Below are 11,785 nucleotides of genomic sequence, written 5' to 3'. Positions count from 1 at the left end.
AGCGGGTTTCACGCCGCCTAGGACACTCGCTGAGCCCTTGCGGACGAGTAAAGGCAGACCGCCGCGGCGGTCGCCAGGTTGAGGCTTTCGGCCCGGCCGTAGATGGGCACCCGGACCACCTCGTCGGCCTGTCCGAGCACCTCGTCGGGGAGCCCCCACGCCTCGTTGCCGAAGATCCACCCGGCGGGTCCGGAAAGATCCACGTCATCGAGGGTGTGCTTGCCCGCGCCGTCCGCGGCGAGCATCCGCAGGCCGCGCTCCCTGAGCACGCCGACCGCCCGCGCCACCGGGGCGCCGATCACCACGGGCAGATGGAAGAGGCTGCCCGCGCTGGCCCGTACGCACTTGCCGTTGTACGGATCGACGGAGGCGTCGGTGAAGATGACGGCGTCCGCGCCGGCGGCGTCCGCGGCCCGCATCACGGTGCCCGCGTTGCCCGGATCGCGCACGTGCGCCAGCACGGCGACCAGGCGGGGCGCGGCGGGCAGTGCCTCGTCGAGAGACACGTGGACCAGCCGGCAGACGGCCAGCAGCCCCTGCGGGGTGACGGTCTGGGACAGCTGCGCCATGATCTCGCCGCTGGCGCGGTGGACCGGCACGCCCTGGAGCGTGGCCTCGGTGACGAGCTCGGGGTGGCGCAGCTCGGCCTCGGCGGTGACGAACAGCTCCAGCGTCACGCCGTCGAGCTTGAGCGCCTCGCGCACGGCCTGCGGGCCCTCGGCGAGGAACTTGCGGTCCTGCTCGCGGTAGGCGCGCTTGGTGAGCCTGCGCGCCGCCTTCACCCGCGGCGACCGCACGTTGGTCAGCTCGGTTCCGGCCATCTCTCCCCCTGCTCGCGCGTACGGGACACCGCACGCCTGCCCTGCAACATGCCGAGGGGCCCACCTGAACGGTGGACCCCTCGACTCACAAGCCCGGCCGGGCTTGTCGAACGGCTCAGCTCGCGGCCGGCGCGTTCACGTCCGCCGGCAGCGCCTTCTTGGCGGCCTCGACGAGCGTGGCGAAGGTCTGGCTGTCGTTGACCGCGAGGTCGGCCAGGATCTTACGGTCCACCTCGATGTTGGCCAGTCGAAGGCCCTGGATCAGGCGGTTGTAGGTCATGCCGTTCTGGCGGGCGGCGGCGTTGATCCGCTGGATCCAGAGACGACGGAAAGCGCCCTTACGGTCCTTGCGGTCCCTGTAGGCGTACGTCATCGAGTGGAGCATCTGCTCCTTGGCCTTGCGGTACAGCCGCGACCGCTGGCCACGGTAACCGCTCGCCCGATCGAGGACGACCTTGCGCTTCTTCTTGGCGTTGAGCGCCCGCTTCACGCGTGCCATGATTCTTCTCCCCGGGGGTTCGCGTTACTTGGCGAGCAGTTTCTTGATCTTCTTGGAGTCTGCGTCCGAAAGGACGACCTCGTTCTTGAGACGGCGCGTCAGCGTGGACGACTTCCACTCGTTGTAGTGCGCGCGGCTGGCGCGGCGGCGCATGACCTTGCCGGAGCCGGTAAGCCGGAACCGCTTCTTCGCACCGCTGTGCGTCTTCATCTTCGGCATGTCGCCGTCTCTCCTCAATTCGGTCGTGCCGGTGGCCGGGTCGGGGGTGGGCCGACCCGGTCGCGGCGTCTTCGTCGGGCGGTGGCTGCTCGGGGTGCTCGGTAAGGCTAACCCGAACTGCGGGTCACGCTTCCTGTGGGGAAGGCTCCTCGCTGCCACTCTGTGCCTTGGCGGCGGCCTTCTCGGCCTTGGCCTCAGCCTTCTTCTTGTGCGGACCGATCACCATGATCATGTTTCGGCCGTCCTGCTTCGGCTGGGATTCGACGAACCCGAGCTCCTGGACGTCCTCGGCCAGCCGCTGCAGGAGCCGGAAACCGAGCTCCGGGCGGGACTGCTCGCGACCACGGAACATGATCGTGACTTTGACCTTGTCCCCTGCCTTGAGGAACCGCACCACGTGACCCTTCTTGGTCTCGTAGTCGTGCGGGTCGATCTTCGGCCGGAGCTTGATCTCCTTGATGATCGTGTGCGCTTGATTCTTGCGCGCCTCGCGCGCCTTCATCGCGGACTCGTACTTGAATTTGCCGTAGTCCATGAGCTTGCACACGGGCGGTCGAGCCGTCGCCGCGACCTCGACGAGGTCAAGGTCGGCTTCCTGGGCGAGCTTGAGCGCATCGTGAATCGACACGATGCCCACCTGCTCACCGTTCGGGCCCACAAGGCGAACCTCGGGAACTCGGATACGCTCGTTGATGCGGGGCTCAGTGCTGATGGGGCCTCCTAGGTTTGCGATCCCTACGTGCTCGTCGTGCCGGAGAGCTTTCGCAAAACGCGAAAAGCCCCGCACGTCGCGCATGCGGGGCCACTGAGCTCTTCGGCGTCGCGGCCTTAAGCTCCCCGGAGAGTCCGGCGTGATCCGTTACCCGGCCGCCTTTCGGCGACTCAGGTGGGAGGGAGACCTCCGCTTGCGCGTCCAGCAGTCATGCCGGACCGATCAGGGAGCTACATTACCACAACCACGAGACTTCCTCGAATCATCCCCGCAGGCCAGAATCCCTCGGCTAGAATTCTGTCCAGAATAGTCAGAAGGGGATCTTATGTCCGTAAATCAGGTGGAAGCCACCAAGTGGCAGCTCCAAGAGGCCAAGCAGCGCTTCAGCGAGGTCGTCCGCCGCGCCCACGACGAAGGCCCGCAGATCGTCACCCGGCACGGGCAGGACGTCGCGGTGATCATCGACATGGAGGAGTACCGCCAGCTCAAAGGCGACGAGCCGGACTTCAAGGAGTTCTTGCTCAGCGCCCCGGACTGGCCCGACGACCTGGAGATCCCGCGCTGCAAGGATCTCCCGCGAGAAGTGGACCTCGGCTGGTGAGCGTCGGCTACATTCTCGACACCAACGTCATCTACGAGGTACGCAAGCCGAACGGCAGCGCGCTGGTGAAGGAGTGGGTGAGCGCCTCCCCAGGACCGACGCTCTACCTCAGCGTCATGTCGGTCGGCGAAATCCGGTGGGGCATCGAACAAGTCAGACAACGCGATCTCCAGCAGGCGCTGACCATCGAACGGTGGCTGGACGGGCTCTCTCGATCCTTCCAGGGCCGGATCATCCCGATCACGGAGGCCGTCGCCGAAGAATGGGGGCGGATGCGCAAGGGACGCCCGTTGCCGGTCGCTGACGCGCTGATCGCCGCCACGGCCAAGGTGCACGGCTGGAGCGTCGTAACCCGCAACGTGAAGGACTTCGCGGACACCGGTGTCACGGTGATCAACCCGTTCGACTGGCCCGCCTGAGGATCTCCGCCTCGCCGGCGGCGCGCATGGCCGCCACCGGCACGTCCGTCCGGCCCGTCATCAGCTCCACCTGCCGCACCGCCTGGTGCAGCAGCATCTCGAACCCGCCGACCACGGTGCCGCCCGCAGTTCGTACGGCCACCGCCGCGCTGGTCGGCCAGGGCGAGTAGACCACGTCGAAGAGCGCGGGAACCCCCGCCAGCCGGTCGGCGAACACGTCCGCCGCGCCACCGGGCAGTGTGGACACCACCAGGTCGACGTTCGTGAGCGCGTCGAGCTTGTCGAACGTCCGCACCGACAGCGCCACGCCGAGCCGCTCGGCCACCTCCGCCGTCTCCCCCGCCCTGGCCGGATCGCGCACGACCAGCGTCACGGCGAACAGCCCGAGGTCGCGCAGCGCAGCCACCGCCGAGCCGGCCGTCGCCCCGCCGCCCAGCACGGTCGCCGACCGTGGCGCCGGCACCCCGGCCTCCGACAGCGCCCGCCTGATGCCGTACACGTCGGTGTTCTCGCCGTGCGCGGCACCCTGTGCGAACACCACCGTGTTGGCGCCGCCCACTTCGACGGCGAGCTCCGAGACGGTGTCGAGCAGGGGCAGCACGGCTCGCTTGAGCGGCATGGTGAGCGACAGGCCCGCCCACGTGCCCGCCGTGTCCGGCCCCTCGCCCCGCACCGGACGTAGCTCGCGCAGCATCCCGGGCAGCCGCTCCTCGTCGCACTCGAACGACTCGTAGCTCCAGCCGGTCAGCCCCATCTCCCGGTAGGCCGCCCGGTGCAGGAACGGCGACAGGGAGTGGGCGATCGGCGATCCCAGCACCGCGGCACGCATCGGCGCTCAGCCTCCGTTGCGGCGGAGCTTGGCCTCCAGGGACTGGAACTCCGCTTCGGTGGTGGCGAACTCGGTGATGTTGCTCTTCGGGTCCGTCGCCACGAAGAAGAGCCAGGTGCCCTTGGCCGGGTTCAGCGCCGCCTCGATCGCGTGGTCACCGGGGTTGGTGATCGGGCCGGGCGGCAGGCCGAGGTTCTTGTAGGTGTTGTACGGGGACTTGATCTCCAGCTCGGCGTGGGTGGCCGTGGTCCGGTAGCGCTTCCAGGCGTACATCACGGTGCTGTCCATCGACAGCGTCATCGGCGGCTTGCGGTTCAGCCGGTTGTAGATGACGCGGGCGATCTTGGGCATGTCCTCGTGGCGACCGGCTTCGGCCTGGATGATGCTGGCGATGGTGATGATCTCGTGCGGCGTGTGGCCGAGGCTCTTGGCTCCGCCCTCCAGGTCGACCTTCTCCGCCGCCTGGTGGAACCGCTGGACCATCCGCGACAGTATGTCGCCGGCCGTGGCCTTGGGCGGGAAGTCGTAGGTCGCGGGGAAGGCGTAGCCCTCGAGCTTGCCCCTGGCGTAGGCCGGCAGGTCGAGTTTGTCGGTGTTCTTGGCCGCGGCCTCGAACTTCTTGCGGTCCAGGCCGGTCTGCTCGGCGAGCTTGGTGTAGGTGTCGGACAGCCGCAGGCCCTCCGCGAGCCGCACCTTCGTGAGCACCCGCTGTTTCGGGTCGAGGAGCAGCTTCACCACGTCGGCGGCCGGCATCTGCTTGCGCACCTTGTACGTGCCGGGCTGGAGCGCGGCGCTCTTGCCGGCGCTGCCGATGGCGTTGGTGAAGGCCCTGGCGCTGGCCACGACCCCCTGCCGCTCCAGTTCCTGAGCCACGTCCGAGGCGATCTGGCCTTCCTTGACCTCGAAGACGATCTCTTCCGTGCCCTGGCCGGTGTAGTCGTCGGGCACGAGAGCGTCGTTGGCCCACCGGTAGCCGTAGTAGCCGCCGCCGCCGATGATGCCGGCCAGGATGATGAAGGCCAGCAGCGGGGCGAGCAGGCCGCCGCGGTTACGGCGCCTGCGCCGCCTGCGGCCGCCGCCGCCTCGCTTGCCGGAGCCTCTGGTGCGGCGTCCGCCCCGGCCGTCGTCGTCCTCGGCGCCGAGGAGGAAGTCCATGTCGAGATCGTTCATAGCTGAGCTGGCCAATCTCCCGGTACAGCGAACCCGGCGTCGATTGGATGCACCGGGCGGTGGGGGGGCACCGAGCGGACGAGGGGGCTGCGCCGGACGTGGCGTGACGGCCGGCGGGAGTCACTGTGGGTAGCCATGCTAGAGGACGGAAAGAGGGTGTGTGTCCCGGATCGGAAGTGCCGCACAGGGGCGACGGCGATCTCCCGCGCGGCGGTGTGCGGCCCGATGAGCATCAGTTCGTCCCGAGGTTCTCGTTCAACTCTTTCCGGTATCTCACGAACTCGCTCTCTTTGTTGGTGAATTTGGTGATTCTATGCACCGGATCCGTCGTAACGAACCAGCGCCAATCACCCTTCGCCGGGTACAGCGCCGCCATCAGTGCCCTCTCTCCCGGATTGGCGATAGGGCCCGGCGGCAGTCCCTTGCGGGCGAAGGTGTCGTACGGCGAGTCACTCCGCGTGACGTTGACGGCCCGGCCGTCCTGGGCGTACGCGAGGGTGCTGTCCAGCCGGAGCGGCAGGCCGCGCCTGAGCCGGTTGTAGATCACTCTAGCGATCTTCGGATAGTCCGGCTCCGCGCAGGCCTCCACCTGGACGATGCTCGCCACCGTGACGGCCTCCAGCGGCGTGAGATGCACCCGCGCCGCCCGCTGCCGCAGCCGCAGCTGCCTGGCGGTGACGCCGAACCGTTCCACCATCGAAGCCAGCACGTCCACGCCCCTGGCCTCGGGCTCCACCTCGTACGTCGCCGGAAAGAGGAACCCCTCCAGCCCCGCGGCGTACGCCGGCAGCCCCACCAGGGCGGGATCAACCCCGCGCAGCTCGTCCAGCGGCAGCCCGGACTGCGCGGCGACCCGCCGCAGCGTCTCCGCCACCCGCAGACCTTCTGGTACGGTCACCCGCCGGACGACGCGTGATCCAGGAGCCAGCAGCAGGTCGAGCGCCGCCGCCGCGGCCATGCCCCGGCGCAGCCGGTAATGGCCCGGCCTGAGCCGGGAGGCCATCGAGCGCCGCTCGGCCACGTTGACGAAGGATCGCGCGCTGGCCACCACCCCGGCGCCGGCCAGCGTGGAGGCCACGTCGGCGGCGGTCGCGCCGGGCGCGATCCGCACGGTCACCGCCTCGCCGCCGCCACCCTCGAAGTCCTCGGGGTCGACGTACGGCTTGAGCACCGCGTAACCGCCGACGCCCAGGGCGAGCACCGAGGCGGTCAGCCCCAGCGCGAGCGCCTTCGACCGGCGCCGCGCGGGCAGCGTGGGCAGGGTGGAGCCGACAGGGCCGCCGGTCATGAGCCGGAGCCGTCGGCCGCCTCGGAGGGCGGGTCGACAGGCCTGCCCGGCGGCCGGTCCGTGACGCGTTCGGAGTCGAGGGCGTCCTGCAGCAGCACCACCGCGGCCGCCTGGTCGATGACGCCGCGCTGCTTCTTGGCCCGCACACCGCTGGCCCGCAGGCTCTGCTGGGCGGCCACGGTGGTGAGCCGCTCGTCGAACAGCCGGACCGGCGTCGGCGCGAGCCGGCCGGCGAGCAGGACGGCGAACTCGCGCGCCAGCTCCGCGGCCCGCCCCTCCCTGCCGGACAGCGAGGTGGGCAGCCCCACCACCACCTCGATCGCCTCATGCTCCACGGCGATCGCGGCGATGCGGTCAAGGTCACCCTGACCCCGCCTGACCGTCTCCACCGGCGTGGCCAGCGTCCCCGAAGGGTCGCTGCGTGCCACGCCGATGCGTACGGACCCGACGTCGACGCCGAGGCGCGAACCGAACCTCATATCAGCCGAGCTGCTCCGTGACGGCCTGCTCGACCTGCCGCAACGCGTCGTCGATCGCATCCGGGCGGGTCCCGCCGCCCTGCGCGACGTCGTCCTTGCCGCCACCGCCACCCCCCAGCGCCTTGGCGGCGACGCCGACCAGTCTCCCGGCCTTGAGCCCCCGCTCGCGCCCCGCCTCGTTCACCGCGGCAACCACCACGGGCCGGTCGGAGGGGACACCAGCGATCACGATCACCGCCGGTCGGTCGGCCGGGAACCTGCCACGCACGTCAAGCGCGAGCTTACGCAGGTCGTCGGCGCTGGTGCCATCAGGCGCGCGGTGTGTCACCGCGGAGACTCCGGCCAGGTCACGAGCCTGGGCGGCGAGCTCGCCCGCCACCTGGAGCACCTGCGCCGAGCGGATCTTGTCGAGATCCTTCTCGGCGGTGCGGAGCCGGGTGACGATGCCCTCGATGCGCTCGGGCAGCTCCTCGCGGCGCACCTTGAGCTGCTCGGTGAGCTGCGCGACCAGCAGGCTCTCGCGCGCCAGGAAGCGGAAGGCGTCGATGCCGACCAGCGCCTCGACCCGGCGCACGCCCGCGCCGACCGACTGCTCGCCGAGCACCTTCACCAGGCCGAGCTGACCGGAGCTGTGCACGTGGGTGCCGCCGCAGAGCTCGCGGGAGTAGTCGCCGATCTCGACCACGCGCACCTCGTCGCCGTATTTCTCGCCGAACATCGCCAGCGCGCCCATCGCCCTGGCCTCCGCCTGCGAGGTGTAGAAGGCGTTGACCTTGAGGTCGTTGATGAGGACCGCGTTGACCTCGTCCTCGACGTCACGCAGCACGCTCGGCGGGACCGCGCCCGCCGCGGTGAAGTCGAAGCGGAAGCGGCCGGGCGAGTTCTCCGAGCCCGCCTGCGCCGCCGACTCGCCCAGCGCGTTCTTGAAGCCGCGGTGGACCAGGTGGGTGGCGCTGTGGCTGCGCGAGATCGCGCGGCGGCGCTCCAGGTCGATCTCCGCGCGCGCCTCGTCGCCGACCTTGATCTCGCCGCTGCGGACCTTGCCGCGGTGCACGACCAGGCCGGCGAGCGGCGTCTGCACGTCGACGATCTCCACTTCGGCACCCGCCGTGCGGATCACGCCCTGGTCGGCGAGCTGGCCGCCGCCCTCCGCGTAGAAGGGGGTGCGGCCGAGCACGACCTCGACCGTGCTGCCCGCACCCGCCGCAGGCACCGGCACCCCGTCGACCAGCACGCCGATCACGCTGGTGTCGGACTCGATCTCGTCGTAGCCGAGGAACTCGACCTTGCCCGCCTTCTCCAGCAGCTCACCGAAGACCGAGATGTCGGCGTTGCCGGTCTTCTTGGCCGCGGAGTCGGCCTTCGCCCGCTCGCGCTGCTCCTTCATCAACCGGCGGAAGCCCTCTTCGTCGACCTTGAGCCCCTGCTCGGACGCCATCTCAAGGGTGAGGTCGATCGGGAAGCCGTAGGTGTCGTGCAGCTGGAAGGCCTGCGCGCCCGAGATCGCGTGATGGGACGAGCGCTTGGTCTCCTCGACCGCCACGTCGAAGATCGCGGTGCCGGTGCGGAGCGTGCCGAGGAAGGACGCCTCCTCGGCGTCGATGACCCCGTGGATCTGCGGCGCGTCGGCCTTGAGCTCGGGATACTGCTCGGCCATCACGCCGATCGCGATGTCGGTCAGCGTGTGCATGTGGCGCTCGTCGCCGGAGCCGAGCAGGCGCAGGTTACGCACCGAGCGGCGCAGGATGCGGCGCAGGACGTAGCCGCGGCCCTCGTTGCCGGGCATGACGCCGTCGGCGACCAGCATGGTGCCGGTGCGGACGTGGTCGGCGATGACACGCAGGTTGACGTCGGTGCGCGGGTCGTGACCGTAGCGGGTCCCGGTGAGCTCCGCCGCCTTGTCCAGGATCTTGTAGGTGGTGTCGATCTCGTAGATGTTGTCGACGCCCTGCAGGATCGCCGCCATGCGCTCCAGGCCCATGCCGGTGTCGATGTTCTTGCTCGGCAGGTCTCCCGCGATGTCGAAGTCGACCTTGCTGCGCACCTGGCTGAGCTGGTACTGCATGAAGACGAGGTTCCACACTTCGAGGTAGCGGTCCTCGTCGGCGATCGGCCCGCCCTCGCGGCCGTACTCCGGGCCGCGGTCGTAGTAGATCTCCGAGCAGGGGCCGCCGGGGCCGGGCACGCCCATGTGCCAGTAGTTGTCCTCCAGGCCGCGACGCTGGATCCGCTCGGCGGGCAGGCCGACCTTGTTGCGCCAGATGTCGTAGCCCTCGTCGTCCTCGAGGTAGACCGTCGCCCAGAGCCGGTCCTCGGGGAAGCCGAAGCCGCCGTCGGACTCGGACCTGGTGAGCAGCTCCCAGGCGAACGGGATCACCTCGGCCTTGAAGTAGTCGCCGAAGGAGAAGTTGCCGAGCATCTGGAAGAAGGTGGCGTGCCGGGTGGTCTTGCCGACCTCTTCGATGTCGGGGGTCCGCACGCACTTCTGCGCGGTGGCCAGCCGTGACCCCGGAGGCCTGCGCTGCCCCAGGAAGTACGGCTTGAACGGCACCATACCCGCGTTGACCAGGAGAAGCGTTGGGTCCTCAGCGATCAGGCTGGCCGAGGGCACGATCTTGTGCCCACGCTCCTCGAAGAAGCGCAGGAAGCGGCGCGCGATCTCTGCCGACTCCATGGTGGCCATCCTTTGCTTTAGTCGTTGGTTTCAGCGTTGCCGAGGCCGAAGTGGGCCCGCAACTCGGTTTCGCGGCCGGCTGCCTCGCCGAGCGCGTCCGATGTAAAGTCTCTCACTCGCGTGAGCATGTCCGCCGCGCCGCCGACGGTCCGGCGGGCCACATGGGTCGGATGCAGCGCCTGGAGCCTGCGCATCACCCACAGGGTGAGGAGCGCGCCGAGCGACATGTAGAACAGCCGCCTGATCATCGCCGCACCGCCCTGCGGGCCTCGATGGCCCGGCGCACGCCGTGACCGAGGGCGGAGACCTTGATCAGCGGCCCGGTGAAGATGGTCTGCGTCACGGCGCTGAGCTTGGCGGCGTGCCCGCTGACCTGCTTGACGTCCCGCGCGATGGCCTCCACCGCGGCGAGCCGCCTGTTGGTCTCGTTGACCGTCACGCTCATGTCGTCGAGCAGCGGCGTCAGGCGTGCGTTGAGCTCAGAGACGGCCTTGGTGGTCGCGTTGAGCAGCCTGGCGAGCTTGACGAGCACCATGACGAGCACGCAGACCAGGACCACCCAGCCCGCGGCGGCGATCAGACCGGCGACCTCTCCAGCGGTAAGCATCCGCTCATCTCCCTCGTACGCTGGGCCGGAACGGCAAGACCCTATCGCGTCCTGGCGACAAGGTCGGTGAGGCCGACGCAAACTCGGCATCCCGCCACGCTCTTCTCCGGTGCGGCGGGTCACGGCGGCCCACCGCGGGTGTCACCTCGTGGAGGAGGTCAGGCGCCCCGGAGGAAATCGCGGATCTTCGCCCAGCGCTCGGCGACCGGGCCTTCCGCACCGTGGGTGGTGGGCTCGTAATAGCGCCGGTCGCGGACCTGCTCGGGGGCGTAGTCCTGGCGCACCAGACCGTGGTCGAAGTCGTGCGGGTACTTGTAGCCGTCACCGTGGCCGAGCTTGGCCGCCCCCGGGTAGTGGCCGTCGCGCAGGTGGCCGGGGACCTGGCCGATGAGGCCCCGGCGCACGTCGCCGACGGCCGCCCCGATGGCCTTGACGACGGCGTTGGACTTGGGCGCCAGCGCGCAGTGGATGACGGCGTGCGCGAGGTTGATCTGCCCCTCGGGCAGGCCGATGAGCTGCACCGCCTGGGCCGTGGCGACCGCGGTCTGCAGGCAGGTGGGGTCGGCCAGGCCGACGTCCTCGGAGGCGAAGATCACGATGCGGCGGGCGATGAAGCGGGGGTCCTCGCCCGCCTCGATCATGCGGGCGAGGTAGTGGAGGGCGGCGTCGGCGTCGGAGCCGCGCATCGACTTGATGAAGGCGCTGATCACGTCGTAGTGCTGGTCGCCCTGCCGGTCGTAGCGGACGGCCGCCTTGTCGACGGCCTTCTCCACCACCTCGATCGTGATGTCGTCGGCGAGCAGGGCCGCCGCCTCCAGGTAGGTCAGCGATCGGCGGGCGTCGCCGCCGGCCAGCCGGACGAGGTGGTCGAGGGCCTCGGGGGCGAGGGTGCCGCGCCCGCCGAGCCCGCGCTCGTCCGTCACCGCGCGCCGCAGGACGGCGCCGATGTCGTCGTCGGTCAGCGACTCCAGCGTGAGCAGCAGCGAGCGTGACAGCAGGGGCGAGATGACGGAGAAGAACGGGTTCTCGGTCGTGGCGCCGATGAAGGTGACCCAGCGGTTCTCGACGGCGGGCAGCAGGGCGTCCTGCTGGGCCTTGTTGAAGCGATGGACCTCGTCGACGAAGAGCACCGTCTGGCGGCCGCTCATGCCGAGCTCGCGCCGGGCGTTGTCGATGGCGGCCCGGACGTCCTTGACGCCCGCCGAGACGGCGGAGATCTCGACGAAGCGGCGCTTGGTCACGTTGGACACCACGTAGGCGAGTGTCGTCTTGCCGGTGCCCGGAGGCCCCCACAGGAAGAGCGACATCGGCGCCTCGCTCTCGACCAGCCGGCGCAGCGGGGTGCCCGGGCCGAGCAGGTGCCGCTGGCCGATCACCTCGTCGAGCGTGCGGGGGCGCATGCGGACGGCCAGCGGCTGCGGTGTGGCGTCCTCAGCCGCCGCGTCGAACAAACTCTCCACAACGTGA

General features: G+C 69.8%; 14 protein-coding genes. 2 read left to right on the top strand and 12 right to left on the bottom strand.

What is annotated here, in order from left to right; all coding sequences use genetic code 11:
* Positions 1-17: 17 nt before the first annotated feature.
* The 4 genes from ACIBQX_RS47415 to infC all read right to left on the bottom strand — a co-directional run bounded on the left by ACIBQX_RS47415 (position 18) and on the right by infC (position 2,335).
* Positions 18-821 (bottom strand): TrmH family RNA methyltransferase, encoded by an 804-nt coding sequence (locus tag ACIBQX_RS47415; protein WP_397016822.1) that lies wholly within the window; start codon positions 819-821, stop codon positions 18-20.
* 115 nt (positions 822-936) lie between these two features.
* Positions 937-1,320 carry a 50S ribosomal protein L20 gene (gene rplT, locus ACIBQX_RS47410; protein WP_336212696.1) on the bottom strand — a complete coding sequence of 128 codons (384 nt, stop codon included), beginning with the start codon at positions 1,318-1,320 and terminating at the stop codon, positions 937-939.
* A 24-nt stretch (positions 1,321-1,344) separates the two neighbouring features.
* Positions 1,345-1,539, bottom strand: a complete 195-nt coding sequence (rpmI, locus tag ACIBQX_RS47405) for a 50S ribosomal protein L35 (protein WP_049568545.1) — start codon at positions 1,537-1,539, stop codon at positions 1,345-1,347.
* 124 nt (positions 1,540-1,663) lie between these two features.
* Entirely contained in the window at positions 1,664-2,335 is a 672-nt protein-coding gene (infC, locus tag ACIBQX_RS47400) for a translation initiation factor IF-3 (RefSeq protein WP_397016820.1), read from the bottom strand.
* 241 nt (positions 2,336-2,576) lie between these two features.
* Between infC and ACIBQX_RS47395 the strand changes: the two genes are divergently transcribed.
* Together ACIBQX_RS47395 and ACIBQX_RS47390 are read left to right on the top strand one after the other, a co-directional pair.
* Positions 2,577-2,852: a type II toxin-antitoxin system Phd/YefM family antitoxin gene (locus ACIBQX_RS47395; protein ID WP_397016818.1), complete on the top strand. Its 276-nt coding sequence runs from the start codon at positions 2,577-2,579 to the stop codon at positions 2,850-2,852.
* Complete coding sequence (locus ACIBQX_RS47390; RefSeq protein ID WP_397016816.1) at positions 2,849-3,271, top strand: type II toxin-antitoxin system VapC family toxin; 423 nt, start codon at positions 2,849-2,851, stop codon at positions 3,269-3,271. The genes ACIBQX_RS47395 and ACIBQX_RS47390 overlap by 4 nt, the downstream gene beginning before the upstream one ends.
* On the opposite strand, the gene ACIBQX_RS47385 is transcribed toward ACIBQX_RS47390, so the two are convergent.
* From ACIBQX_RS47385 to ACIBQX_RS47350, 8 genes are all read right to left on the bottom strand, one after another.
* Entirely contained in the window at positions 3,246-4,100 is an 855-nt protein-coding gene (locus tag ACIBQX_RS47385; protein ID WP_397016814.1) for a shikimate dehydrogenase, read from the bottom strand. The genes ACIBQX_RS47390 and ACIBQX_RS47385 overlap by 26 nt on opposite strands.
* 6 nt (positions 4,101-4,106) lie before the next feature.
* Complete coding sequence (gene mltG, locus ACIBQX_RS47380; protein ID WP_397016812.1) at positions 4,107-5,255, bottom strand: endolytic transglycosylase MltG; 1,149 nt, start codon at positions 5,253-5,255, stop codon at positions 4,107-4,109.
* A 247-nt stretch (positions 5,256-5,502) separates the two neighbouring features.
* Complete coding sequence (gene mltG, locus ACIBQX_RS47375; RefSeq protein ID WP_397016810.1) at positions 5,503-6,558, bottom strand: endolytic transglycosylase MltG; 1,056 nt, start codon at positions 6,556-6,558, stop codon at positions 5,503-5,505.
* Positions 6,555-7,037 carry a Holliday junction resolvase RuvX gene (ruvX, locus tag ACIBQX_RS47370; RefSeq protein WP_397016808.1) on the bottom strand — a complete coding sequence of 161 codons (483 nt, stop codon included), beginning with the start codon at positions 7,035-7,037 and terminating at the stop codon, positions 6,555-6,557. Before ruvX ends, mltG (ACIBQX_RS47375) begins: the two co-directional genes overlap by 4 nt.
* A gap of 1 nt (position 7,038) precedes the next feature.
* A complete protein-coding gene (alaS, locus tag ACIBQX_RS47365; RefSeq protein ID WP_397016806.1) occupies positions 7,039-9,711 on the bottom strand; it encodes an alanine--tRNA ligase in 2,673 nt (890 codons plus the stop codon).
* Between the two features lie 17 nt (positions 9,712-9,728).
* Positions 9,729-9,959, bottom strand: a complete 231-nt coding sequence (locus ACIBQX_RS47360; protein WP_397016804.1) for a hypothetical protein — start codon at positions 9,957-9,959, stop codon at positions 9,729-9,731.
* The gene (locus ACIBQX_RS47355) at positions 9,956-10,318 is read right to left on the bottom strand and encodes a DUF948 domain-containing protein (RefSeq protein ID WP_397016802.1); all 363 of its coding nucleotides are present in this window, start codon (positions 10,316-10,318) and stop codon (positions 9,956-9,958) included. Before ACIBQX_RS47355 ends, ACIBQX_RS47360 begins: the two co-directional genes overlap by 4 nt.
* A gap of 158 nt (positions 10,319-10,476) precedes the next feature.
* Positions 10,477-11,778 (bottom strand): replication-associated recombination protein A, encoded by a 1,302-nt coding sequence (locus tag ACIBQX_RS47350; protein WP_397016800.1) that lies wholly within the window; start codon positions 11,776-11,778, stop codon positions 10,477-10,479.
* Positions 11,779-11,785 lie beyond the last annotated feature (7 nt).

This window comes from Nonomuraea sp. NPDC049714 (assembly GCF_044465295.1).
GTDB lineage: Bacteria > Actinomycetota > Actinomycetes > Streptosporangiales > Streptosporangiaceae > Nonomuraea.
Note: the sequence above shows the minus strand (reverse complement) of the source record. Positions and strands in the feature narration are given on the sequence as shown.

Excerpts from the sequence above, each read along its gene's own strand:
- ACIBQX_RS47415 (WP_397016822.1), bottom strand. The coding sequence starts at position 821 with ATGGCCGGAACCGAGCTGACCAACGTGCGGTCGCCGCGGGTGAAGGCG.
- mltG (WP_397016810.1), bottom strand. The coding sequence starts at position 6,558 with ATGACCGGCGGCCCTGTCGGCTCCACCCTGCCCACGCTGCCCGCGCGG.
- rplT (WP_336212696.1), bottom strand. The coding sequence starts at position 1,320 with ATGGCACGCGTGAAGCGGGCGCTCAACGCCAAGAAGAAGCGCAAGGTC.
- mltG (WP_397016812.1), bottom strand. The coding sequence starts at position 5,255 with ATGGACTTCCTCCTCGGCGCCGAGGACGACGACGGCCGGGGCGGACGC.
- alaS (WP_397016806.1), bottom strand. The coding sequence starts at position 9,711 with ATGGAGTCGGCAGAGATCGCGCGCCGCTTCCTGCGCTTCTTCGAGGAG.
- ACIBQX_RS47355 (WP_397016802.1), bottom strand. The coding sequence starts at position 10,318 with ATGCTTACCGCTGGAGAGGTCGCCGGTCTGATCGCCGCCGCGGGCTGG.
- infC (WP_397016820.1), bottom strand. The coding sequence starts at position 2,335 with ATGCGCGACGTGCGGGGCTTTTCGCGTTTTGCGAAAGCTCTCCGGCAC.
- ACIBQX_RS47360 (WP_397016804.1), bottom strand. The coding sequence starts at position 9,959 with ATGATCAGGCGGCTGTTCTACATGTCGCTCGGCGCGCTCCTCACCCTG.
- ACIBQX_RS47395 (WP_397016818.1), top strand. The coding sequence starts at position 2,577 with ATGTCCGTAAATCAGGTGGAAGCCACCAAGTGGCAGCTCCAAGAGGCC.
- ACIBQX_RS47385 (WP_397016814.1), bottom strand. The coding sequence starts at position 4,100 with ATGCGTGCCGCGGTGCTGGGATCGCCGATCGCCCACTCCCTGTCGCCG.
- rpmI (WP_049568545.1), bottom strand. The coding sequence starts at position 1,539 with ATGCCGAAGATGAAGACGCACAGCGGTGCGAAGAAGCGGTTCCGGCTT.
- ruvX (WP_397016808.1), bottom strand. The coding sequence starts at position 7,037 with ATGAGGTTCGGTTCGCGCCTCGGCGTCGACGTCGGGTCCGTACGCATC.